Source organism: Planotetraspora mira (assembly GCF_016863275.1).
GTDB lineage: Bacteria > Actinomycetota > Actinomycetes > Streptosporangiales > Streptosporangiaceae > Planotetraspora > Planotetraspora mira.
In genome coordinates, this window is the sequence record NZ_BOOO01000020.1 from 180,315 (window position 1) to 202,895 (window position 22,581).

The following is a 22,581-nucleotide window of genomic DNA, read 5'->3' on the forward strand; positions in this document are numbered from 1 at the left end:
GGCTAAGAAAGCGACAAGGACTCCCATGGTGGAACCCATGCTGCCGGACATTGCCGCCTGACGGGTAGCCGGATCCCCACAAACACCCCCGGACCACCCCGATCAGGGAACAAGTTCTGTCACGTATGGTGACTGCGGCGCTCAGACGGATTGTGTTATTTGCCGATGATTTCTAGAGTGTTCGAGCACGCGGACTCCCCTTCCCCCAAGGGACACCGGATGCCGAACACGTGGCCGTTGGCCGGACTGGCCCCTCCAGTCGCCCGCGGAGCATCGCCTCCTGCGCGCCCCATCGACCCCGCCGCAGGCGAGGACGAGGAGATGCGAGAGCTGGTCCTGCGCGCCAAAACCGGGGACACTGAGGCGTTCGGCGTGCTCTACGACCGTTACCTGGAGTTGGTGTACCGCTACATCTACTTCCGGGTCGGCACGCACGCGCAGACGGAGGATCTCACCAGCGAGACGTTCCTGCGCGCCCTGCGGAGCATCTCGGACTTCACCTGGCAGGGCAGGGACTTCGGTGCGTGGCTGGTCACCATCGCCCGCAACCTCGTGGCCGACCATTTCAAGTCGGGCCGCAACCGCCTCGAGGTCACCACCGCCGAGGTCTTCGACCGGCCGCTGGACGGGCCGCACATCCCGGAGAACGCCGTCGTCACGAACATGGTGAACGAGCGGGTGATGCAAGCGATCAAGCAACTCGGGCCCGAGCAGCAGGCCTGCGTGATCTTTCGCTTCCTCCATGGGATGTCACTGGCCGAGACGGCCGTGGCGATGGGCAAGAAGAGCGGTGCGATCAAGGCCCTGCAATTTCGGGCGATCAAGGCACTCGCCCGGTCACTACCGAAGGATCTCGGTTAGCGCACCTGCCGTAACCTGCGCCCCGTCCCGTCGTTGGGCATGTGGCAGGGGTGGATCAAACGGGGGATGGCGGGAGCATTACTCATGAGCTGCTGGCGGGCCTCGCGCCGGCTGCGCGGACGGACGACACGCGGCGGCCAGGTCGTCGCGCGCCTCTCGGAGCTCAGCGGCTTCCTCAGCGGCCCGAGCCCCGAGTTCCGCGCCGGCCTGCGCGAAGAGCTCCTGCGGACCCACGCAGCGGAACGGGTGCCCGCATCGGAGCCACCCGCGCAGCGGCCGCAGGTGCGCCGCCGATCGCTGTTCGCGCGGTTCCGCCCGGCCCTCGTGTTCGGGGTGCTGCTGATCGGCATGTACGGCACGGGCATCCGGACCTACCACTCCGTCCCCGGCGAGCCGCTCTACCCGCTCAAGCGGGCCGCGGAGTCGACGCTGCTGTCCATGGCGTCCGGCGAGGAGCGGGCTCAGCGGGAGATGGGCGCCGCGCGCCTCAGGGCGGCCGAGACCGCGTCCCTGGCGGCCTACTCGACACCGGACCCGAGCCGGGACGAGCTCATCGAACGGACCCTCGAAGACATGGAGTCCAAGACGAGGGCCGCACTGGGCCGGGTCGAACGGCACGGACAGGACGCGAGCACCGAGGCACGGCGCTTCGCGAGAGAGCAGCGCGACGCCGTCGAGTCACTGCTTCCGAAGCTCGATGCCGCAAATCGCAAGAAAGCGAATAAGTATCTGAAATATATTGACATGTTCATGGTTCCCGGCCGTTGACACGTCATGTGCCGTCCGCGGCTGTTCCCATTCGGGGCAACCCGGGACGGTTAAGCTGATGTGCCATGAGGCGGCTATTGCGACGGCGGGAAGCGGCAGAGATCGCGGGTGAAGTGGCGGCGGCCGCGGCGGTCTCGGCGCCGGCGGTGATCCCGGATCCCACCGCGGCGGCTTTCTTCGACGTCGACAACACGATGATGCGCGGCGCCTCGATCTACCACTTCGCGCGGGGCCTGGCCTCGCGCGGTCTGTTCACCACGAGCGACCTCATGAAGTTCGCCGCCGGCCAGGCCTGGTTCCGCGTCAGAGGAAACGAGAACCCCGAGCACATCGCCCGGGCCAAGGAGATGGCCCTGGCCTTCGTGGCCGGCCTCAAAGTCGACGACGTCGTACGGCTCGGCGAGGAGATCTACGACGAGGTCATGGCCGACCGCGTGTGGGCGGGCACCCGCGCACTGGCCCAGGCCCATCTGGACGCGGGCCAGCGGGTGTGGCTGGTCACCGCGACGCCGGTCGAGCTGGCCCGGGTGATCGCGCAGCGTCTGGGGTTGACCGGAGCACTCGGAACGGTCGCGGAGACGACGGAGGGCGCCTACACCGGCAGGCTCGTCGGCGATCTCCTCCATGGGCCCGCCAAGGCCGAGGCCGTCCGGGCGCTGGCCCGGCGTGAGGGGCTCGACCTGTCACGCTGCTCGGCCTACAGCGACTCGGCCAACGACCTGCCCATGTTGTCGCTCGTCGGCCACGCGTACGCGATCAACCCCGACAGCGAGTTGCGCGAGTACGCCAGGGACCAGGATTGGCAGATCCGCGATTTCCGCACCGGGCGGAAGGCCACGATGATCGGCCTGCCGATCGCGGCGACGGCGGGCGCCATCGCCGGCGGCGTCGCCGCGGGCATCGCACTGCGCCGGCACTACCGCTCGAGCTAGCGGGGACCCGGTCAGAAGAACGGCGGGAAGGCGGGCCCGCGCCGCAGGCGCAGCGCGTCGAGTTGCTGCTGGATCGCCTCGCGGACCTGGTCGGTCAGGTTGAAGACCAGCATGGGGTCGTCGGCGTCCTCAGGGTCGAACTGGTCGGTGCGGATGGGCTCACCGAACTCGATCAGCCACTTGGACGGCAGCGGGATCAGCCCCAGCGGGCCCAGCCAGGGGAAGAACGGCGTGATCGGCAGGTACGGCAGGCCGAGCAACCTGGCCAGCGTGGAGAAGTCACCGATCTTGGGGTAGATCTCCTCGGCGCCGACGATGGCGCAGGGAACGATCGGCGTGCCGGCGCGGACGGCCGAGGTCACGAAGCCGCCACGGCCGAACCGCTGAAGCTTGTAGCGCTCCGAGAAGGGTTTGCCCACGCCCTTGAAGCCCTCGGGGAAGACCCCGACGAGCTCGCCCTTGCGCAGCAGCCTGTCGGCGTCCTCACGGGAGGCCAGGGTGTGCCCCGTCTTGCGGGACAGATGGCCGAGGACCGGCAGCTGGTAGACCAGGTCGGCGCCGAGCAGCCGGACCGCCCGGTGCGCCTCGTCGTGCAGTGCCACCTGCATCATCAGCGCGTCCACGGGAAGCGTGCCCGAATGGTTGGCCACCACCAGGGCGCCGGTCTCGGCGGGGACGTTGTCCACGCCGAGCGTCTCCACCCGGAACCAGTGCCGGTAGAGCGGCCGGATCAGCTCGAGCAGGACCTTGTCGTTGAGCTCGGGATCGAAGCCGAATTCGTCGACCTCGTAGTCTCCGGCGATCCTGCGCCGGAGGAGGGCGAGCAGTTCGGCGAGCCGTTCGTCCACCGATCCCGCAGGGCCTGTGGCGTCCGACGGGCCGGGCGGAGGCGTCCCACGGGCCGCGGAAATGGGGATGATCCGTGCGCCCTCCTCGGAGGGCGTCTCGGAAGCAGAGATCTCGCTCACCGCCTCGTCGCCAGGCCGGACAGCCAGTCGACCAGGGCGGCCGTCCTGTCCGCGCCCATGCCGCGCGACTGTAAGAAGTCGTCGAACGCGGCAGCCGTAGTGAACTTGGGTTTCCAGGCGAGCGTGGCGGCCAGCCGGGTGGTGTCGACGACCCGGCCGTGGCTCATCAGCGCGAGTTGCTCGGGAGAGAAGTCGACCAGGCCGGTGGTCCGCGCCAGCATCCCGAGGACGCCGAAGGCGGGGGACGGGACCGGCAGCGCCGTCCGGCCGGCCCGCCGGACGCACTGCGACAGCAGCAGGACCCCGTCACCGGACACGTTGAAGACGCCGGGACGGTCCTCGACCGCCATCCGGCACATCACCTCGACCACGTCGTCCTCGTGCACGAACTGCAGCCGGGGATCGAAGCCGAAGACGGTCGGCAACGCCGGCTGCGAGAAGTACCGGGTGAGGGGCGAGTCGACGCGCGGTCCCATGAGATTGGCGAACCTCAAGGTCGAGGTCAACACGTCGGACCGCCGTCTGGCGAACCCGCGGACGTAGCCTTCGATCTCTATGGCGTCCTTGGCGTAGCCGCTGTGCGGCACGTCGACGGGCTCGGTGTCCTCGGTGAACACGGCCGGGGCATGCGGCGAGGAGCCGTACACCGCCGTGGTCGAACGGACCACCACCCGGCGCACCATCGCGGATCGCTGACAGGCGGCCAGCAACTGCATGGTGCCGATGACGTTGTGCTCCATCATGGCCGAGCGGCTCTTGGCGGGCTCGCTGACCAGGCTCATGTGCACGACGGTGTCGACGTCCTCGGCCGAGATGACCTGGGCGATGTCGGGGGTCCGCAGGTCGATCCGGACGAATTCGGTACGGCCGAGCAGGGCTCCGCCGTCACGTGTCAGCGAGGACGGCGGCACCGTGTCCACACCGATGACCCGTCCGATCCCCGGATCCGCCGCGAGAGCACTGGCCACTCGGGCGCCGATATGGCGAGAGACCCCGGTGACGAGCACGGTATGGGTCAACGTCGCCTCGCAATATGGGGCATTTCAACGGTGGCCCGGTCCCTCGGGACCGGTGCGCGCTCCGTCTCGACTACTTCTTGTTACGCCGCTGAATGCGAGTCTTCTTGAGCAGCTTGCGGTGCTTCTTCTTGGCCATGCGCTTACGGCGCTTCTTGATCACAGAGCCCACGGGACCCCCAGGTGAAGGTGGTGTCAGAACCGGCGCGCGAACGCACACCGGCTCAACAGCCTACCGGCGATCCATGGTAGATCGCCCCTCAAGGGGGTCCCGCGTGGCCTGCGTCGGACCGTGCGCTCCTTGGAGCGACGGTCTCGGCCGCCGGGCGCCTCATCCAGCCTCGATGAACGCGTCCCTCAAGTAGTCGTGGACGGCCTGCTCAGGCACTCGGAAAGATCGGCCGACCCTGATGGCCGGCAACTCGCCCGAGTGCACGAGCCGATACACCGTCATCTTGGACACCCGCATGACGGTGGCAACTTCTGCGACCGTCAGAAACTTCACCTCGCTGAGAGGTCTTTCGCCTGCACCCATCGGACGCCTCTTCCGCACGTGTTTCCGGGTTATCCCCACTGGTGCCTTCGCTCACGCACGTGTACTGCTGTCAGCGTAAGTCCGGACTCCATGTAGGCAAACCCCCCATTTCATCAGCCACCGGAGTCTTATGCCGTCAAAACCGAGAAATCGCTGGCAGCAGCCGGGTCGTGCCCTTCGCCTCAATCTTGGAACGGACCAACTTCCCTCACATTAGAGTCGCCCAGGATCACAAAAAAGTTGGCAAACGGTGGACACTCTGGTGGAAAAGCGGGCGCGAAATGCCCGAATGGGATGTCCGGATTGGGGTCACAACCCCTGAGTGATCCGTTCCAGAAGGTAGGCCGTGAGCGGACTGTAATAGCGCGGCAACACGTTGTCGTCGAGCGGCACGGCCACCGCGATCTTGTCCTCGGCCTCTCCGACGAAGAGGGCGGGGTCGTTGCAGTCGGCGAATCCGACCGTCTCGACGCCGGCCTCTCCCGCCGCGCCCGCCCAGCCGTGGTCGGCGATCACGAAGTCGGGGCGCTCCTCCGCCAGCATCGCGCGCATGGGATGCGGATCGTGCGTGTGGACCAGGTTGCCCCGATCGTCGAGCATGGCCACGCCGTCGAGATAACGGATCCTCCTGCGCCTGCCGAGCCCGCCGTAGGTGTAGCTCCATCCCTCGGCGGGAAGCAGCAGCGTCGCTCCGTGGGCGACGACGAACCGGGCCAGGGCCAGATGGACGGTCAGCAGGCCGGTCGGGTGCCCGGTGGCGACGATGACCCGGGCTCCGCCGCGGCGGAGCACCCCCGCGATGCGATCGCCCATCTCCTCCACGGCGTCGATCGTCCGCTCCGGATCGATGGTGTCCTGGCCCTCGCGATGACGGGGATCGGCGACCACACCCGTCTTCTTGGCCATGAGCTCGAGGATGTCGGCGAACGTCCATTCGGCGGACAGCGTGAGCCCGAACATGTAGTGCGGGTCACGCAGCGCCAGCGAGCGGTAATGATCGAGGTTGTTCTCGCGGCTGGTCGCGACCTCGCCCGCGATGCGCGTCCGGACCAGATGATCGCTGAGCTCGGCGCGGGTGGGAGGAGGAGGGGAGGCGGGCTGACGGGTCACAATCGGTACAGCACTCCTGGTGTCGTCATGATTCCGGCGGGGTCTCGGATCCGGCCGTCGAGCTACGGCATCGGATCGAGTCCGTGGAGGGGGAACACCGCGTTCCTGCACGCGAGGATCGCCCGGTCGATGGCATCAGCTGGATCGTATCCCTGCGCGATGTCCTGGTATCCGGGGTGGCGGCCGTCCGTCATGGTCAGCGGGGCCGTCTCGCCGGTCCGCTCCTTGACCATGTCCCGCCAGCCCTGCGGTGTGAGGGTCTCGGGATCGACGGGTGAACCCGCCGCCTCGGCGATGAGGTGGGTCCAGGCCCGGGGCACCACCTGCACCAGCTCATACCCTCCGCCCCCGGTGGCGATCCAGCGCCCTCCGGCGGTCTCGTGCGCCAGCCGGTGCAGCTCCGCGTAGGCCGTGCGCTGCCCGTCGAGGCTGAGCATGAGGTGGGCGAGAGGGTCGAGCGCGTGGCTGTCGCAGCCCTGCTGGGTCACGAGGACCTCGGGAGCGAACTCGCGCAGGAGCGGCGGGACGACGGCGTGGAAGGCGCGCAGCCAGCCCGCGTCGCCGCACCCGGCGGGCAGGGCGACGTTGACCGAGGTGCCGTCCGCGCCCGTCTCCCGGGGGAAGCCCGTCCCCGGGAAGAGCGTGGTGGGACTCTCGTGGAGGCTGATCGTCAACACGCGCGGATCGGCGTAGAAGGCCGTCTGGACGCCGTCGCCGTGATGGACGTCCACGTCGACGTAGGCGACCCTCGTGGCGCCCTGGGAGAGCAGCCACGCGATGGCGATCGCCGGGTCGTTGTAGACGCAGAAGCCGCTCGCGGTGAAGGGCATCGCGTGGTGGAGCCCTCCCGCCACGTTGAGGGCGTGCTCGGTCTCGCCGGTCCAGACGGCTCTCGCGGCCTCCAGGGTGGCTCCGGCGACCAGGGCTGAGGCCTCGTGCACCCCGGCGAACGCCGGGTTGTCCGGGGTTCCCAGGCCCCAGCGAAGGTTCGGGCGACCGGTGCCGGAGACCTCTTTGACCCCGTCGATGTAGTCGCGATGGTGAACCAGCGCGAGCTCGTCGTCGGTCGCGGGGGCGCAGCCGGTGATCTCGACGCCGTCGAGCACTCCGAGGCTGCGGGCGAGCGCCATGGTCAGCTCGACCCGTACGGGCGCAAGCGGATGACCTGGCCCGAAGTCATAGGAAATCAGAGCGTCGTCCCAGACGACCCGCACCGCCTGACTCATGCCCGCGACGCTACCGCACGAACGTCCACCGGACCTCATGCGGATCACTCGGAGCGGAGGGCGACCACGGGGTCCAGCCTTCCTGCCCGCCGGGCGGGGGCGACCCCGAAGAAGACCCCGACACCGACGGAGACGCCGAAGGCGAGGGCGATCGACCACCAGGTGATCGCGGCGGGAACCGGTGAGAGCGCCTGGATCAGCAGGGCGCCGCCGACGCCGAGAAGGATGCCGATCAGCCCGCCGATCGTCGTGAGCAGCACGGCCTCGATCAGGAACTGCCACAGGACGTCACGCTGGCGGGCGCCGAGAGCCTTGCGCAGGCCGATCTCCTTGGTGCGCTCCCGCACGCTGACGAGCATGATGTTGGAGACTCCCACCCCTCCGACCAGCAGCGAGATGCCGGCGATGGCGGCCAGGACCCCCGTCAGCATGCTGAGGACCGTGCCGATGGTCCCCAGAAGCTGCGTCTGGGTCACGGCGGAGAACTGCTCGTCCGGATAGCGGGCGTCCAGTGCCGCCACGACCTTGTGCTGGAGCGACTCGATCTCGTCGGGACCGGACGCGCCGACCGCGATGCCGTTGATCCGCGGCAGTCCGATGAGCCGCTGGGCGGTGGTGACCGGGACGTGCACCTCCTGGTCCCGCGCGACGCCGAAGGTCGAGCCGACGGACTCGTAGATCCCGATCACCCGGAACCGGACGCCCGCGATCGTCACCTGGCGCCCGATGGGGTCGACGTCGCCGAACAGCTTCCCCGCGACCTCCGAGCCCAGAACGGTCACCCGGCGGCGGGTGTCGACGTCGGTCGCGGTCATGTAGCGGCCGCGGCGCAGGGGCCGGTCGAAGATGTTCTGCATGTTCTCGTCGGTCCCGGTGAGCGTGGCGAACACCTCGTTACGCCCCACCCGTACCGACTCGCCCGAGTTGACGGCCACCGTGACCTTCGACGGGTCTCCGACGACGCGCCGGACGTAGGCCACGTCCGTCAGGTCGAGGCGGCTCTGCGTCGGGGCGGCTCCCAGGCCGACCTGTCCGGGGACGACGAGAATGATGTTGCTGCCGAGCCCGGCGATCTCCTTCTCGACCGCGTTCTTGGCTCCGGTGCCGATGGCGACGAGGATCACGACCGCCAGGACACCGATGATCACGCCGAGCATGGTCAGCGTGCTGCGCAGCCGGTTGACCCGCAGGGCCTCCAGCGCCATCCGCAGCGCCTCCGCCGTCCTCATCCCGCGTCCCCCTCGGTCACGTCGCCGGCCGGTGCCGTACGGGATCGCGAGTCCAACTCGGTCGCGTCGCCGGCCGGTGCCGTACGGGATCGCGAGTCCAACTCGATGAGACCGTCACGGACATGGATCTGCCGGCGGGCGCGGGCCGCGACGTCCGGCTCGTGCGTGACCAGGACGACGGCCACTCCGCTGTCGGCGTTGAGGCGTTCGAGGAGGTTCATCACCTCTTCGCCGTTGCGCGTGTCGAGATTGCCGGTCGGCTCGTCGGCCAGGACGACCTGAGGATCGCCCACCAGGGCACGGGCGATGGCGACCCTTTGCTGCTCGCCGCCGGACATCTGGGAGGGCCGATGGCCCAGCCGGTGCCCGAGCCCCACGGCCTTCAGCGCCGCCTCGGCCCGGGCGCGCCGTTCCGATCTCGTGACGCCCCGGTAGACGAGGGGCAGCGCCACGTTGTCGAGCGCCGGAGTCCGGGCGAGCAGGTGGAAGGACTGGAAGACGAAGCCGATGGTCTGGTTGCGCAACTCGGCCAGGCGGGTGTCGTCGAGGGTCGCGACGTCGACCCCGCCCACCCGCAGGATGCCCGACGTCGGCCGGTCGAGACAGCCCAGCAGGTGCATGAGCGTGGACTTTCCGGAGCCGGACGGCCCGAGGATGGCCACGAACTCGCCCTGGTCGATGCGCAGGTCCACGCCGCGCAGGGCGTCCACAGACACGCCTTCGAGGTCGTACGACCTGGTCAGCCCGATCGCCTCGAACGCCGCGGGCGACGTCATGGGGGGTTCCGTCGTCATGGCAGGGTTTGCGCCTGCCGGACGGTGTCCGCGCCTTTGATGACCACCCGCTCGCCGGGCGACACCCCGCTGACGACCTGGACGGTGGCGTCGCCCTGGGCTCCCAGCTTGACGACCCGGCGCTCGGCCTTGCCGCCGCGCACCGCCCAGACGATCGACTCCCTGCCGCTCGTCACGATCGCCGAAGCCGGTACGGCTATCGCGTCGGGGGCCTGCCGTACGGTCAGGCGCACCACCGCGCTCATCCCGGGCTTGGGCGCCGGAGCGGGGCTCTGGTCGTCGTAGACGCCGTCGCCGAGCCGCAGGCGCACGGGATAGCTGACCCCGCCGGTGGTCCCCTCCTTCGGGGTGACCCCGACACCCGTCACCGTGGCGGTGTAAGTGGCGCCGGTGACCGCGTCGAACTCGGCCTCCGCGGGCGTCCCCTTCTGGACCAGCAGGACGTCGGTCTCGTCCACGTCGGCGGACAGGATGAGCGCCGAGACGTCGGTGACCGTCACGATCGTGTCCCCCGCCGCCACCGGGACGCCGGTCGCGACGACCCCGCCTGAGCGTCCTGTCGAGGCGGGGGCGGCCGCGCCCGCCTGGCCGGCCAGACCGGCGGGAAGTTGCCCCAGAAGACCGCTCAGGTCCCCCGCGCCGCCTCCCGAGGAGGCGCCGCCCAGCGTGATCACCCCGCCGAACGGGGCCTTGATGACCAGCCCGTCGACGGTTCGCTTGGCCGCCTTCACCGCCGCCTTGGTCTGCGACCGCGAGGCCGCCTGAAGGGACGACATGGACGCCGTGAGGCCGCTGAGCCCCGCGCCGAGCTGGCCGCTCACCTGCGCGACCACCTGGCCGACCGACCGGTTGAGGCCGCTGACCACCTGGTCGAGCTCCCGCCGCTGGGCCTTGTGCTGGGTCTGCGCCGCGTCGATGGCGGCCAGGAGTTGCGCTCTGATCGCCCGGTCCTCGACCTTCGCCGCCGCCTTCCTGGCTCGAGCGAAGTCGCGCGCGACCCTGGCGTCGAGGCTTCCCGGCACCTTCAGCGGCGGAAGCCGTACCGACGTGGACACGCCTCGCGTCGAGACGGGCCGGGAGGCCTGCTTGTCGGCCTTTCGGGCCTGGTCGAGCTGGTCCTTTGCCTGCGGAGAGCTGATCCTCGCGAGGATCTGACCCTTCTTGACGGTGTCGCCGTCCTGCACGTAGAGCTTGGAGATCGTGCCGGACGCGGGGGTGGTCAGCGCCGCCGTGGCGCGCGCGCCGACCGTCGCGGGGGCCTCGACGACCTCGCTGACCGGCGTGCGGGTGACCTGTGCGACCTGAACCGCGGGGGTGTCCGGGGACGAGCACCCGGCCATCAGGAGAACGGCGAGAAGCGGAGGAATTCCGCGACGTGGCGTCACTCGATCAATCGTAAACGGATGGTCAACAACCCCCCTTTAACTACCCACTTCACCACCCGCTTCCCCACCGGCCGTCACCACCGGCCGTCACCACCGGCCTTCACCACCGGCCTTCACCACCGGCGTGATCATGCACAGGTTCGTGATCACGTTGCCTGACCGGCGCAAACCCCGCCCGTGATCATGCACACTTTCGAAATCTTGCCGTCCTGCCAGGGAAAATACCGATCGTGATCATGCGCGAATTCTGTTTTCATCTACCGCGACCAGCGCGAACACCTCGCGCGATCATGCAATCCGCTCGCCATGCGGACGGCCACCACGTGGTCGCCACTCAGGAAAACCCCTTTGATTAGGAAACTTTCCAATCTGGCATGATGTCCGCGGCGGATCGGACATCAGGGGGCGAAGTGGCGCAGGCCGTACAGGCTGTGGGAAAAGAGCAGCGGCTCCCCCTGTGGACGAGGGACTTCGCGCTCTACTTCGTCGGCCGGGCCATCTCCATCCTCGGCGACGCGATGTTGCCCGTCGCCGTCTCGCTGGGCGTTCTGGGAGCCGGATACGGGTCCACCGGTGTCGGATTCGTCCTCGCCGCGTGGATGGCCCCCATGGGCACCCTCATCCTGTTCGGCGGAGTCTTCGCCGACCGGTTCACCGCTCGGCGCATGATGATCGGCGCCGACCTGGTGCGAGTCGTCACGCAGTCCGTCATCGCGATCAGCTTCCTTACCGGCAGGCCCTCACTCGTTCTGCTCATCGTGCTCTCGGCGCTGAGCGGCGCCGCCGCCGCGATGTTCCAGCCGGGCGTGGCGAGCATGGTGCCGCAGATCTCCCGAGACGTGCAGCGGGCCAACGCCACCCTGCGGGTCGCCGACGCCATCGCCCAACTGTTCGGACCCGCGCTTTCCGGAATCCTGGTGGTCTTCGGCGGCGCGGGCGTCGTCTACGGCGTCAACGCCGGCACCTTCGCGGTGAGCGCCGTCTGCATCCTGTCGCTGAGCGTCCGTCCGGTAGCGTCGATCACCGCGGGATCGTCGATGCTCAGAAACCTGCGTGAGGGCTGGGACGAGTTCCGGTCCCGGACATGGATGTGGGCGGTCATCCTCGTCTGGGCCGTCTACGGCGTGGTGGTCTTCGGCCCCCTCGTGCCCCTCGGAGCCGCGCTGGTCACCGAAGAACTGGGCAGGTCGGCCTACGGCTGGATGATGTCGGCCGTCGGCGCGGGGACCATTCTTGGCGGCATGATCGCGATGTACGTCAGGCCTGCCCGGCCGCTTGCCACCGGAGCGATCGTGATGATCGCGTTCTTCCTGGAGCCATTGGTCATCGCCACCCGGATGCCCGCCGGTGTGATGGCGGCCGGGTTCGCCCTCAGCGGGGCGGCGTGGGCCTTCTGGTCGGTGATGTGGGCCACCAGCATCCAGACCAAGGTCGCTCCGGACGTCCTCAACCGGGTGACGGCCTACGAGGTCGGGGGCTCGGTCCTCAGCATGCCGATCGGCCAGGCGCTCTCCGGGCCCGTCTCCGAACGGGTCGGAGCCGATCACGTGCTCCTGTTCGGTTTCGGCGTGGGACTGGCCGGCATCGTCGTCCTGCTGAGCGTGCCCGCGATCCGGAACCTCCGCAGGGCATGAGCGTCGGTAGGCTGCCAACCGGGTTCTAGCGGTGAGGACGATGCCATGATCGCGATTCTCGGAACAGGCAAGATGGGCGAGGCCCTCCTGTCCGGACTGGTGCGGGCCGGCCTCCGGCCGCACGAGATCACGGCGACCGTCCGGCGCCCGGAACGCGCCGAGGCCCTGCGCGAGCGGTACGGCGTGCGGGTGACCGACAACGCCGAGGCGGTCAAGAGCGCCGAGACCATCATCCTCGCGGTCAAACCGCAGGACATGGCGAGCCTGCTCGCCGAGATCGCCCCCCACCTCACTGCGGGCAGCCTGATCATCTCGGTGGCGGCGGGCATCACGACCGGCTTCGTCGAGGCGAGGCTCGGCGGCGAGGTGCCCGTCGTCAGGGTCATGTCCAACACCCCCGTGCTGGTCGACGAGGCCATGAGCGTCATCTCCGCAGGTGAGCACGCGTCGGAGGCCCACCTCAAGCGAGCCGAGGACCTGCTCTCCCCCGTCGGCAAGGTGCTGCGGATCCCCGAGTCGCAGCAGGACGCCGCAACCGCGCTCTCCGGCAGCGGCCCGGCGTATTTCTTCTACCTGGTGGAGGCCATGGTCGACGCCGGCATCCTGCTGGGCATGCCCCGCGCGGCCGCGCTCGACATGGTCACCCAGTCGATCGTCGGCGCCGCGATCATGCTTCGCGACTCCGGCGAGCACCCGGTGATCCTCCGCGAGGCCGTGACCTCTCCCGGAGGCACGACGATCGCCGCCATCGCCGAACTGGAGCGTCACAAGGTGCGCGCCGCGTTCCTCGACGCCATCGAGGCGGCTCGCGACCGCAGTCGCCAGCTCGCCTCCGGCTGACATCTCGTACGGCTCTCGCGCCCGACTGGGCCTCCTGACCCCTCGTGCATGATCACGACAAGAGAATGCCCTGGTCGTACGGCACGGGCGCGAATCTGTGCATGATCACGCCGGGTATCCGCGCAGGTCATACGACACGATCACGAATCCCTGCATGATCACGCCGAGAGAATGTGCAGGTCATGTGGCATGAACACGAACCTGTGCATGATCACGGCCCAGGGGGGAGGGGGGAAAGTCAGGGGGTTCGGCGGCGGAGGGTGGCGGCGCCAAGGATGAGGGCGAGCAGGGCCGAGCCCGCCACGACCGTCACGTCACGCCAGAACTCGCCCCCCAGCTCACCGCCGATGACGACGTCCTTCATCCCCTCGATGGCGTACGACATCGGCAGGACGTTGGAGATCCACTCCAGAACGGTGGCCATCTGGTCGCGCGGGACCAGGATCCCGCCGAGCAGGAGTTGGGGGATCATGACCACCGGCATGAACTGCACGGCCTGGAACTCACTGCGCGCGAAGGCGCTGCAGAACAGCCCGAGCGCCGTGCCCAGCAGGGCGTTGAGCAGCGCGATCACGACCAGCGACCACAACGGCCCGGCCAGGTCGAACCCGAGCCACGTCAGCGAGACGGTCAGCGCGATGGCCACCTGGACGCAGGCCATCAGGCCGAACGCGATGCCGTATCCGAGGAGCAGATCGAGCTTGCCCAGCGGCGTGGCCATCAGCCGCTCCAGCGTGCCCGACGTCCGTTCCCGCAGAGTGGCGATGGAGGTGACCAGGAACATCACGAGGAAGGGGAAGACGCACAGCAGGATCGGCGCCCACGCGCCGAACGAGCGCTGATCGTCGATCACGTAGTAGAGCAGGATGATCACAAGGGTGGGCACCAGCGCCATCAGCGCGACCGTGCGGTGGTCGTGGCGCAGCTGGGTCAGGATCCGCCGCGCCGTCGCAAGGGTGATCGCGGGGTTCATGCCGCCGTCCTCTCCTCCATGAGGCGCAGGAACGCCTCTTCCAGATCCGTCGTGCGCGTGTGCTCGCGCAGCTCATGCGGGGTGTCGTCGGCGAGGATCTCCCCTTCGCGCATCACGATGAGCCGCTGGCACCGGGCGGCCTCGTCCATCACGTGGCTGGAGACGATGAGCGTCACGCCGCGGTCGGCCAGGCTCTGGAACAGCCGCCACAGCTCCTGGCGCAGGACGGGGTCGAGCCCGACGGTCGGCTCGTCGAGCACGACGAGTTCGGGGCTGCCCAGCAGGGCCACGGCGAGGCTGGCCCGGTTGAGCTGGCCGCCGGAGAGCGTCCCACCGAGCTGGCCGGCGACGCTGGAGAGGCCGACCTCCTCGATCACCCGGTCCACGTCCGATTTCGGCGCCTTCAGCACGGCCGCGAAGTAGCGGAGGTTCTCCACCACCGACAGATCCCGGTAGACGGCCGGGTTCTGGGTGGAGTAACCGATCATGCGCCTGAGGGAGGGGTCGCCGGCGGGCCTGCCGAGCACGGTGACCTGTCCCCCGGTCACGATCTGCACGCCGACGATCGCGCGCATCAGCGTGGTCTTCCCGCAACCGCTGGGGCCGAGCAGCCCCGTCACCTGGCCGCGCGGCACCTCGAAGGTGAGCCCGTGCAGCACCTCGACCCCACCACGGACGACCCTCAGGTCCCGTACGGCGATCGCGGGTTCCGATAAATTCATCATGTGTTGAAATTAAGGCTTCACCCGTCGACCGTCAACAGCCGGGAAGGTCTGCCCTCCAGGTGAACTCGGGCCGCCGCTCATCCGTTGTCGGGGGTATGGGAAAGCTCTGGCTCGCGGCACTCCTGTTCCTGGCGGTGGCCTGCGGAGAGACGCCGTCGACGTCGGCGTCGGCCTCGCCGGAACAGCCCGTCGGCGTTCCCGTGAGCTCCGGCGGCGCGGCGCCGTCACCGTCCGCGGTCACTCCCGTGGGCAACACGATCAACCCGCGCAAGGTCCCCTGGATCAGCGCGACGCCCACGGACGACGGCAAGGCTCTGGACGTCGTCTGGTGGTCGGGCGTCGAGCCGTGCAACATGCTCGACCGGGTCGAGGTGGCGGAGACCGCCGACACGGTCGCGGTCACGCTCTGGGAAGGCCACGACCGGCGCCAGCCTGACGCGGTGTGCATCGACATCGCGATCCAGAAGCAGACGCGGGTCCGGCTCCCCGCCCCTCTCGGAGACCGCAAGGTGGTCGACGGCGCCCGCTGACGCCGTTCCCGAAACCTCCTCCGACCTGCCTGTACGGCCCCGCCGTCCAGGCCGTTGCGACCTTGATGAATCCTTGCCGAGATCGGGAAGAATTCCGCGCGTGGCGGGGTTGAGCCTCCTAGACTCAAGACGTTTGACAAAGCCTCAACGGCTGGCTCACTATTGAGTCCAACAAACTCAACTTTGACTACAAGGACGTACTCATGGCACGTGCGGTAGGTATCGACCTGGGGACGACCAACTCCGTCGTCTCGATCCTCGAGGGCGGTGAGCCCACCGTCATCGCCAATGCACAGGGCTCGCGGACCACGCCGTCCGTGGTCGCCTTCGCCAAGAACGGTGAGGTCCTCGTCGGCGAGGTCGCCAAGCGGCAGGCCGTGACCAACGTCGACCGGACCATCCGCTCGGTCAAGCGCGAGATGGGCACCGACTGGACCGTCGAGATCGACGGCAAGAAGTTCACCCCGCAGCAGATCAGCGCCTTCATCCTCCAGAAGCTCAAGCAGGACGCCGAGGCCTACCTGGGTGAGAAGATCGCGGACGCGGTCATCACCGTCCCGGCGTACTTCAACGACGCTCAGCGGCAGGCCACCAAGGAGGCCGGCCAGATCGCGGGCCTCAACGTGCTCCGCATCATCAACGAGCCCACCTCCGCGGCGCTGGCCTACGGCCTCGACAAGGAGAAGGACCAGACGATCCTGGTCTTCGACCTCGGCGGCGGCACGTTCGACGTGTCCCTGCTCGACGTCGGCCAGGAGGACGGCCACGGCTTCGTCGAGGTCAAGGCGACCAGCGGTGACAACCACCTGGGCGGCGACGACTGGGACCAGCGCGTCGTCGACGAGCTGGCGACGCGGTTCAAGAACGCGCACGGCGTCGACCTGTCCAAGGACAAGATGGCCCTCCAGCGCCTGCGTGAGGCGGCGGAGAAGGCCAAGATCGAGCTCTCCAGCCAGACCGAGACCTCGATCAACCTGCCCTACATCACGGCGTCCGCCGAGGGTCCGCTCCACCTCGAGGAGAAGCTGACCCGCTCGGAGTTCCAGCGGATCACCTCTGACCTGCTCGAGCGCTGCAAGGGCCCGTTCCACCAGGTCATCAAGGACGCCGGGGTCAAGGTCGCGGACATCGCCCACGTGGTGCTCGTCGGCGGCTCGACCCGTATGCCGGCCGTGTCCGAGCTGGTCAAGGAGCTGACCGGCGGCAAGGAGCCGAACAAGGGCGTCAACCCGGACGAGGTCGTGGCGATCGGCGCCGCGCTCCAGGCCGGCGTGCTCAAGGGCGAGGTCAAGGACGTCCTGCTGCTCGACGTGACCCCGCTCAGCCTCGGCATCGAGACCAAGGGCGGCATCTTCACCAAGATCATCGAGCGCAACACCACGATCCCGACCAAGCGGTCGGAGGTCTTCACCACGGCCGAGGACAACCAGCCGTCGGTGCAGATCCAGGTCTACCAGGGTGAGCGTGAGATCGCGGCCTACAACAAGCGGCTGGCCACGTTCGAGCTGACCGGCATCGCTCCGGCGCCGCGCGGCGTCCCGCAGATCGAGGTCACCTTCGACATCGACGCGAACGGCATCGTCAACGTCGGCGCCAAGGACCTCGGCACCGGCAAGGAGCAGTCGATGACCATCACCGGCGGCTCCGCGCTGGCGAAGGACGACATCGAGCGCATGATGCGCGAGGCGGACTCCTACGCCGAGGAGGACAAGCAGCGCCGTGAGGAGGCCGAGGTCCGCAACAACGCCGACTCGCTGGCCTACCAGACCGAGAAGTTCCTCAGGGAGAACGAGGACAAGGTCCCGGCCGAGGTCAAGACCGAGGTCGAAGAGGCGCTCACCGAGCTGAAGAAGGCTCTCGAGGGCACCGACACGGCGGTCATCCGCGACTCCGCGGAGAAGCTGGCCACGGTCAGCCAGAAGATGGGCTCGGCGATCTACGCCCAGTCGCAGGGTGACGCCGCCGGCGCGGCGGCCCCGGGAGCCGAGCAGCAGGCCAAGGCCGATGACGACGTCGTCGAGGCCGAGATCGTCGACGACGAGCCGAAGCAGGAGGGCGGCAACAAGTGACCCCGCGCGAGAACGGTTCCGAGGAGGAGCCGGTGATCCGCGACAATCGCAAGATCGACCCTGACACCGGGACGGTCCGTCAGAACGCCGGCGGCGAGCCGGCGGACGGCCCCGTTCCCGGCGGCACGGGGACGTCACAGGCCCCAGCCGAGGGCTCCGCGGCCGGCCTGCTCGCGGAGCGCACGGCCGACCTGCAACGTCTCCAGGCCGAGTACAGCAACTACCGCAAGCGGGTCGAGCGCGACCGGATCGCCGTCAAGGAGCACGCGGTGGCCAGCGTGCTTTCAGAGTTCCTGCCCGTGCTCGACGACATCGGCCGGGCGCGTGACCACGGTGAGCTGACCGGCGGTTTCGCCAAGGTGAGCGAGTCGCTCGAGGCGGCCGTCGGCAAGCTGGGCCTGAGCACCTACGGCGCGAAGGGCGACGCGTTCGACCCGACCGTGCACGAGGCCCTCATGCACAGCTATTCAGCCGATGTGACCGAGCCCACCTGCATCGAGATCCTCCAGCCCGGCTACCGGATCGGCGAGCGCGTCCTGCGTCCCGCCCGGGTGGCGGTCGCCGAGCCCGCGGAGGACGAGGAGCGGGTGGAGTTCACCGGCGGGGACGATCGGATCGACGCCGACGGCGGGTCCGACGAATCCGGCGACAACTGAACAACCGGAAGCCTCTCCCGATCGGGCAAGATCGGGAGAGGCGACCAGTGATTCCCCTTTTCGTACGAAGGAAGCGATAGATGAGCACCAAGGACTACTTGGAGAAGGACTACTACGCCGTCCTTGGTGTGCCCAAGAGCGCGACCGGCGAGGACATCAAGAAGGCCTACCGGAAGCTCGCCCGCAAGTACCACCCCGACGCCAACCAGGGCGACACCCAGACCGAGGAGAAGTTCAAGGAGGTCTCCGAGGCCTACGACGTCCTGTCCGACACCAAGCGGCGCAAGGAGTACGACGAGGCCCGCACCCTGTTCGGCTCGGGCGTCGGCGGTTACACGGGCGCGGGCGGCCAGCGGGGAGGCTTCAACTTCGACTTCGGCGACCTGTTCTCCGGAAGCGGCACCGGTCAGGGCCAGCAGCCGGGCGCGGGCGACCGCCTGGGCGACCTGTTCGGCGGTCTGTTCAACCGCGGCGGCGGCGCCACACGTACGACCACGCAGCGGCCCCGCCGCGGCCAGGACATCGAGTCGGAGGTCACCCTCTCCTTCAGCGAGGCGGTCGACGGCACGACGGTGTCCCTCAGGCTGACCAGTTCGTCGGCCTGCACGGCGTGCGGCGGAACCGGAGCCAAGGCGGGCACCACCCCCCGGGTGTGCCCCACGTGTGAGGGCACCGGGGCGGCCAGCCGCAACCTCGGCAACTTCGCCTTCTCCGAGCCCTGCCGCGACTGCCGCGGCCGAGGGCTTCTGGTCGACGACCCCTGCCCGGTCTGCGAGGGAAGCGGACGCGGCAAGAGCACCCGCACCATCCAGGCCCGCATCCCCGCGGGCGTCGGGGACGCCCAGCGGATCCGGCTCAAGGGAAAGGGCGCGCCGGGCGAGAACGGCGGCCCCGCGGGCGACCTCTACGTGCAGGTCCATGTGAAGCCGCACGCCGTCTTCGGGCGCAGCGGGGAGAACCTCACGATCAATGTGCCCGTCACCTTCCCGGAGGCCGCGCTCGGAGCCGAGATCAAGGTTCCGACCCTCAGCGGCATGCCGGTCACTCTCCGTATCCCGGAGGGCACGCCCAACGGCCGCACGTTCCGCGTCCGCGGTCGCGGAGCCGCCCGCAAGGACGGCACCAAGGGTGACCTGCTGGTCACCGTCCAGGTGGCGGTGCCGCACGACCTTGACGACAAGGCCCGCGCGGCGCTCGAGGAGTTCCGGAACGCGACGGAGGGCGCCGACCTCCGTGACGAGTTGATCAAGCAGTCCAGAAGCGAGTGAGCCGATGGATGCGAATTTCTTCAATCTGTCCGACGACACTCCGGTCTATGTGATCTCAGTGGCCGCCCAGCTGTCGGGGCTGCACCCGCAGACCCTGCGCCAGTACGACCGGCTCGGGCTCGTGAGCCCGGGCCGCTCGGCGGGGCGCGGGCGGCTCTACTCCACGAGGGACATCGTGCTGCTGCGCGAGGTCCAGAGGCTCTCCCAGGAAGACGGCATCAACCTGGCCGGCATCAAGCGCATCCTCGAACTCGAGACCGAGACCATGCGCCTGCGCGACGAGGTGTCCCGGCTCCGGGGAGAGCTGGCCATGATGCGGGCTCTGATCCGCTACGAACTGCCTCCTGCCTGATCTTCCGAAGCGAGGGCATCGAACACATATGGACTACAAGCTGACTCAGAAGAGCCAGGAAGCCCTGTCCGGGGCGGTCCGGCGGGCGGCCACCGAGGGGAACCCCGAGGTCTCGCCCGCCCACCTCTTCACCACTCTGCTGGCCCAGACGGGGGGCACCGCCGTACCGCTCCTGGAGGCGGTCGGCGCGGACTGGAAGCGGCTGCGGACGCAGGCCGAGGAACTGCTCGACCGGCTCCCCAAGGCACAGGGCTCCACGGTGAGCGCGCCGTCCACCTCCCGGCAGTTGCTCACCGTGCTGAACACCGCCGCGCAGCGGGCCAAGCGGCTCGAGGACGACTACGTCTCGACCGAGCACCTGCTCGTCGGTCTCGCGGCGGACGGCGGCCAGGTGGCCGACCTGCTCAAGGCGGAGGGCGCCACCCCCAACGCACTGCTCGACGTCTTCGAGAAGGTCCGCGGGCACGCCAGGGTGACGAGTGAGACGCCTGAGGACACCTTCCAGGCGCTCGAGAAGTACGGCGTCGACCTCACGGAGCGGGCGCGCGCGGGCAAGCTCGACCCCGTCATCGGGAGGGACACCGAGATCCGGCGAGTGGTCCAGGTGCTCTCCCGCCGCACCAAGAACAACCCCGTGCTGATCGGCGAGCCCGGAGTCGGCAAGACCGCCGTCGTCGAGGGACTGGCCCAGCGGATCATCGCCGGCGACGTGCCGGAGAGCCTCAAGAACAAGCGCCTGGTCGCCCTCGACCTCGGCGCGATGGTCGCGGGCGCGAAATACCGCGGCGAGTTCGAGGAGCGCCTCAAGGCCGTGCTCAACGAGATCAAGGAGAGCAACGGCCAGATCGTCACGTTCATCGACGAACTGCACACCATGGTCGGCGCTGGGGCCGCCGAGGGCGCGATGGACGCGGGCAACATGCTCAAGCCCATGCTGGCCCGCGGCGAGCTGCGGATGATCGGGGCCACCACCCTCGACGAGTATCGCGAGCGCATCGAGAAGGACCCGGCGCTGGAGCGCCGCTTCCAGCAGGTCTACGTCGGCGAGCCGACGGTCGAGGACACGATCGCGATCCTGCGCGGGCTCAAGGGCCGCTACGAGGCCCACCACAAGGTGCAGATCTCCGACAGCGCGCTCGTCGCCGCCGCGACCCTGTCCGACCGGTACATCACGGCCCGTTTCCTCCCGGACAAGGCCATCGACCTGGTCGACGAGTCGATGTCCCGCCTCCGCATGGAGATCGACTCCAGGCCCGTGGAGATCGACGAGCTCCAGCGCATCGTCGACCGCCTGAAGATGGAGGAGCTCGCGCTCGCCAAGGAGACCGACGAGGCGAGCCGCCAGCGCCTGGACAAGCTCCGCGAGGAGCTGGCCAACCGCCAGGAGGAGCTCAGCGCCCTGGTCGGACGCTGGGAGCGAGAGAAGGCCGGGCTCAACAGGGTCGGCGAGCTGAAGAAGCAGCTCGACGAGGCACGCGGCGCCGCGGAGCGGGCCCAGCGTGACGGAGACTTCGAGGCCGCCTCCCGCGTGATGTACGGCGACGTGCCCCGGCTGGAGAAGGATCTCGCCGAGGCCACCCGGGCCGCGGAGGAGGCTGAGGTCGAGCCGATGGTCAAGGAAGAGGTCGGCCCCGACGACATCGCCGAGGTCATCTCCTCCTGGACCGGCATCCCCGCCGGGCGGCTGCTGGAAGGCGAGACGGCCAAGCTCCTCCGGATGGAGGACGAACTGGGCAGGCGCCTCATCGGCCAGCGCCAGGCGGTCCAGGCCGTCTCCGACGCGGTACGGCGGGCCCGTGCCGGCATCGCCGACCCCGACCGGCCCACCGGCTCGTTCCTGTTCCTCGGCCCGACGGGGGTCGGCAAGACCGAGCTGGCCAAGGCCCTCGCGGAGTTCCTGTTCGACGACGAGCGCGCCATGACCCGCATCGACATGAGCGAGTACAGCGAGAAGCACAGCGTGGCCCGGCTGGTGGGAGCGCCTCCCGGTTACGTCGGCTACGAGGAGGGCGGCCAGCTCACCGAGGCCGTGCGGCGCCGGCCGTACACCGTGGTGCTCCTCGACGAGGTGGAGAAGGCGCATCCGGAGGTCTTCGACATCCTGCTGCAGGTGCTCGACGACGGCCGGCTCACCGACGGCCAGGGCCGTACGGTCGACTTCCGCAACGCGATCCTGATCCTCACCTCCAACATCGGCTCGCAGTTCCTGGTCGATCCGAAGCTGGAGAGCGACGCCAAGAGGGAGGCCGTGCTGAACGCGGTGCGAGCTGCGTTCAAGCCGGAGTTCCTCAACCGGCTCGACGACGTCATCGTCTTCGACGCCCTCGGCACAGAGGAGCTCTCGCAGATCGTCGACCTGCAGGTCTCTCGGCTCGCCAGAAGGCTGGCCGACCGCCGACTGACGCTCACGGTGACTCCCGCGGCACGCGACTGGCTGGCGCTCACCGGCTACGACCCGCTGTACGGCGCCCGTCCGCTCCGGCGGCTGGTGCAGTCGGCGATCGGTGACAAGCTCGCCAAGGCGCTGCTGTCCGGCGAGATCCGCGACGGGGAAGAGGTAATCGTCGACCTTGACGAAGCCGGTGACACGCTAAGCATTCGGTCTGCTCGGTAAGGTCTTCGCCACCATTGAGGCAAGCCGACCCCCGTGTTTTCCCTCGCTGCTACGTTCGGCGTTCGTCGGAATACCGTAAGCAACCAGGGGGACGTG

At 68.9% G+C, this 22,581-nt stretch carries 21 protein-coding genes and 1 pseudogene; 11 read left to right on the plus strand and 11 right to left on the minus strand.

What is annotated here, in order from left to right; all coding sequences use genetic code 11:
• The first annotated feature begins 177 nt into the window (after window positions 1-177).
• The 3 genes from Pmi06nite_RS20495 to Pmi06nite_RS20505 all read left to right on the plus strand — a co-directional run bounded on the left by Pmi06nite_RS20495 (window position 178) and on the right by Pmi06nite_RS20505 (window position 2,561).
• Window positions 178-861, plus strand: a complete 684-nt coding sequence (locus Pmi06nite_RS20495; RefSeq protein ID WP_239114054.1) for a sigma-70 family RNA polymerase sigma factor — start codon at window positions 178-180, stop codon at window positions 859-861.
• An 84-nt stretch (window positions 862-945) separates the two neighbouring features.
• Window positions 946-1,629, plus strand: coding sequence for a DUF5667 domain-containing protein (locus Pmi06nite_RS20500; RefSeq protein WP_203954668.1), 684 nt, complete (start codon window positions 946-948; stop codon window positions 1,627-1,629).
• 65 nt (window positions 1,630-1,694) lie between these two features.
• Window positions 1,695-2,561 (plus strand): HAD family hydrolase, encoded by an 867-nt coding sequence (locus tag Pmi06nite_RS20505; protein WP_203954669.1) that lies wholly within the window; start codon window positions 1,695-1,697, stop codon window positions 2,559-2,561.
• Window positions 2,562-2,572: 11 nt separating this feature from the next.
• Here the strand turns inward: Pmi06nite_RS20505 and Pmi06nite_RS20510 are convergent, their stop codons facing one another.
• The 9 genes from Pmi06nite_RS20510 to Pmi06nite_RS20550 all read right to left on the minus strand — a co-directional run bounded on the left by Pmi06nite_RS20510 (window position 2,573) and on the right by Pmi06nite_RS20550 (window position 10,824).
• On the minus strand, window positions 2,573-3,529 hold the full coding sequence (locus Pmi06nite_RS20510) for a lysophospholipid acyltransferase family protein (RefSeq protein WP_373317317.1): 957 nt from the start codon (window positions 3,527-3,529) through the stop codon (window positions 2,573-2,575).
• Window positions 3,526-4,497, minus strand: coding sequence for an NAD-dependent epimerase/dehydratase family protein (locus Pmi06nite_RS20515; RefSeq protein ID WP_373317318.1), 972 nt, complete (start codon window positions 4,495-4,497; stop codon window positions 3,526-3,528). Before Pmi06nite_RS20515 ends, Pmi06nite_RS20510 begins: the two co-directional genes overlap by 4 nt.
• 121 nt (window positions 4,498-4,618) lie before the next feature.
• On the minus strand, window positions 4,619-4,717 hold the full coding sequence (locus tag Pmi06nite_RS20520; RefSeq protein ID WP_018654693.1) for a 30S ribosomal protein bS22: 99 nt from the start codon (window positions 4,715-4,717) through the stop codon (window positions 4,619-4,621).
• 159 nt (window positions 4,718-4,876) lie between these two features.
• Complete coding sequence (locus tag Pmi06nite_RS20525) at window positions 4,877-5,080, minus strand: helix-turn-helix domain-containing protein (RefSeq protein WP_030456159.1); 204 nt, start codon at window positions 5,078-5,080, stop codon at window positions 4,877-4,879.
• A 309-nt stretch (window positions 5,081-5,389) separates the two neighbouring features.
• The gene (locus Pmi06nite_RS20530; protein WP_203954671.1) at window positions 5,390-6,190 is read right to left on the minus strand and encodes a phosphatase; all 801 of its coding nucleotides are present in this window, start codon (window positions 6,188-6,190) and stop codon (window positions 5,390-5,392) included.
• Between the two features lie 62 nt (window positions 6,191-6,252).
• Window positions 6,253-7,416 carry an acetoin utilization protein AcuC gene (locus tag Pmi06nite_RS20535; protein ID WP_203954672.1) on the minus strand — a complete coding sequence of 388 codons (1,164 nt, stop codon included), beginning with the start codon at window positions 7,414-7,416 and terminating at the stop codon, window positions 6,253-6,255.
• A gap of 44 nt (window positions 7,417-7,460) precedes the next feature.
• Window positions 7,461-8,645 carry an ABC transporter permease gene (locus Pmi06nite_RS20540; RefSeq protein ID WP_203954673.1) on the minus strand — a complete coding sequence of 395 codons (1,185 nt, stop codon included), beginning with the start codon at window positions 8,643-8,645 and terminating at the stop codon, window positions 7,461-7,463.
• Window positions 8,642-9,421 (minus strand): ABC transporter ATP-binding protein, encoded by a 780-nt coding sequence (locus Pmi06nite_RS20545; RefSeq protein ID WP_203954674.1) that lies wholly within the window; start codon window positions 9,419-9,421, stop codon window positions 8,642-8,644. Before Pmi06nite_RS20545 ends, Pmi06nite_RS20540 begins: the two co-directional genes overlap by 4 nt.
• A gap of 14 nt (window positions 9,422-9,435) precedes the next feature.
• Complete coding sequence (locus Pmi06nite_RS20550) at window positions 9,436-10,824, minus strand: efflux RND transporter periplasmic adaptor subunit (protein ID WP_203954675.1); 1,389 nt, start codon at window positions 10,822-10,824, stop codon at window positions 9,436-9,438.
• 431 nt (window positions 10,825-11,255) lie between these two features.
• Between Pmi06nite_RS20550 and Pmi06nite_RS20555 the strand changes: the two genes are divergently transcribed.
• Complete coding sequence (locus Pmi06nite_RS20555; RefSeq protein WP_239114055.1) at window positions 11,256-12,458, plus strand: MFS transporter; 1,203 nt, start codon at window positions 11,256-11,258, stop codon at window positions 12,456-12,458.
• Between the two features lie 45 nt (window positions 12,459-12,503).
• Window positions 12,504-13,298, plus strand: coding sequence for a pyrroline-5-carboxylate reductase (proC, locus tag Pmi06nite_RS20560; RefSeq protein ID WP_203954677.1), 795 nt, complete (start codon window positions 12,504-12,506; stop codon window positions 13,296-13,298).
• 238 nt (window positions 13,299-13,536) lie between these two features.
• Here the strand turns inward: proC and Pmi06nite_RS20565 are convergent, their stop codons facing one another.
• Together Pmi06nite_RS20565 and Pmi06nite_RS20570 are read right to left on the minus strand one after the other, a co-directional pair.
• Complete coding sequence (locus tag Pmi06nite_RS20565; protein WP_203954678.1) at window positions 13,537-14,271, minus strand: ABC transporter permease; 735 nt, start codon at window positions 14,269-14,271, stop codon at window positions 13,537-13,539.
• Window positions 14,268-14,996, minus strand: a complete 729-nt coding sequence (locus Pmi06nite_RS20570; RefSeq protein WP_239114056.1) for an ABC transporter ATP-binding protein — start codon at window positions 14,994-14,996, stop codon at window positions 14,268-14,270. Before Pmi06nite_RS20570 ends, Pmi06nite_RS20565 begins: the two co-directional genes overlap by 4 nt.
• Window positions 14,997-15,091: 95 nt before the next feature.
• On the opposite strand from Pmi06nite_RS20570, the gene Pmi06nite_RS20575 reads away from it, so the two are divergent.
• The 6 genes and pseudogenes from Pmi06nite_RS20575 to clpB all read left to right on the plus strand — a co-directional run bounded on the left by Pmi06nite_RS20575 (window position 15,092) and on the right by clpB (window position 22,485).
• The gene (locus Pmi06nite_RS20575) at window positions 15,092-15,526 is read left to right on the plus strand and encodes a hypothetical protein (protein WP_203954679.1); all 435 of its coding nucleotides are present in this window, start codon (window positions 15,092-15,094) and stop codon (window positions 15,524-15,526) included.
• 203 nt (window positions 15,527-15,729) lie between these two features.
• Window positions 15,730-17,595 carry a molecular chaperone DnaK gene (gene dnaK / locus Pmi06nite_RS20580; RefSeq protein WP_203954680.1) on the plus strand — a complete coding sequence of 622 codons (1,866 nt, stop codon included), beginning with the start codon at window positions 15,730-15,732 and terminating at the stop codon, window positions 17,593-17,595.
• The gene (gene grpE / locus Pmi06nite_RS20585) at window positions 17,592-18,251 is read left to right on the plus strand and encodes a nucleotide exchange factor GrpE (protein ID WP_203954681.1); all 660 of its coding nucleotides are present in this window, start codon (window positions 17,592-17,594) and stop codon (window positions 18,249-18,251) included. Before dnaK ends, grpE begins: the two co-directional genes overlap by 4 nt.
• 80 nt (window positions 18,252-18,331) lie before the next feature.
• The gene (gene dnaJ / locus Pmi06nite_RS20590) at window positions 18,332-19,519 is read left to right on the plus strand and encodes a molecular chaperone DnaJ (RefSeq protein WP_203954682.1); all 1,188 of its coding nucleotides are present in this window, start codon (window positions 18,332-18,334) and stop codon (window positions 19,517-19,519) included.
• A 4-nt stretch (window positions 19,520-19,523) separates the two neighbouring features.
• Window positions 19,524-19,811 (plus strand): annotated as a pseudogene (locus Pmi06nite_RS20595) (heat shock protein transcriptional repressor HspR); the annotation flags it as partial.
• A gap of 88 nt (window positions 19,812-19,899) precedes the next feature.
• Complete coding sequence (gene clpB, locus Pmi06nite_RS20600) at window positions 19,900-22,485, plus strand: ATP-dependent chaperone ClpB (RefSeq protein ID WP_203954684.1); 2,586 nt, start codon at window positions 19,900-19,902, stop codon at window positions 22,483-22,485.
• Window positions 22,486-22,581 lie beyond the last annotated feature (96 nt).

Coding starts and splice junctions, on each gene's coding strand:
- Pmi06nite_RS20500 (WP_203954668.1), top strand. CDS start 946: ATGAGCTGCTGGCGGGCCTCGCGCCGGCTGCGCGGACGGACGACACGC.
- Pmi06nite_RS20505 (WP_203954669.1), top strand. CDS start 1,695: ATGAGGCGGCTATTGCGACGGCGGGAAGCGGCAGAGATCGCGGGTGAA.
- Pmi06nite_RS20525 (WP_030456159.1), bottom strand. CDS start 5,080: ATGGGTGCAGGCGAAAGACCTCTCAGCGAGGTGAAGTTTCTGACGGTC.
- Pmi06nite_RS20535 (WP_203954672.1), bottom strand. CDS start 7,416: ATGAGTCAGGCGGTGCGGGTCGTCTGGGACGACGCTCTGATTTCCTAT.
- Pmi06nite_RS20540 (WP_203954673.1), bottom strand. CDS start 8,645: ATGAGGACGGCGGAGGCGCTGCGGATGGCGCTGGAGGCCCTGCGGGTC.
- Pmi06nite_RS20545 (WP_203954674.1), bottom strand. CDS start 9,421: ATGACGTCGCCCGCGGCGTTCGAGGCGATCGGGCTGACCAGGTCGTAC.
- proC (WP_203954677.1), top strand. CDS start 12,504: ATGATCGCGATTCTCGGAACAGGCAAGATGGGCGAGGCCCTCCTGTCC.
- Pmi06nite_RS20565 (WP_203954678.1), bottom strand. CDS start 14,271: ATGAACCCCGCGATCACCCTTGCGACGGCGCGGCGGATCCTGACCCAG.
- Pmi06nite_RS20570 (WP_239114056.1), bottom strand. CDS start 14,996: ATGATGAATTTATCGGAACCCGCGATCGCCGTACGGGACCTGAGGGTC.
- Pmi06nite_RS20575 (WP_203954679.1), top strand. CDS start 15,092: ATGGGAAAGCTCTGGCTCGCGGCACTCCTGTTCCTGGCGGTGGCCTGC.
- dnaK (WP_203954680.1), top strand. CDS start 15,730: ATGGCACGTGCGGTAGGTATCGACCTGGGGACGACCAACTCCGTCGTC.
- dnaJ (WP_203954682.1), top strand. CDS start 18,332: ATGAGCACCAAGGACTACTTGGAGAAGGACTACTACGCCGTCCTTGGT.
- clpB (WP_203954684.1), top strand. CDS start 19,900: ATGGACTACAAGCTGACTCAGAAGAGCCAGGAAGCCCTGTCCGGGGCG.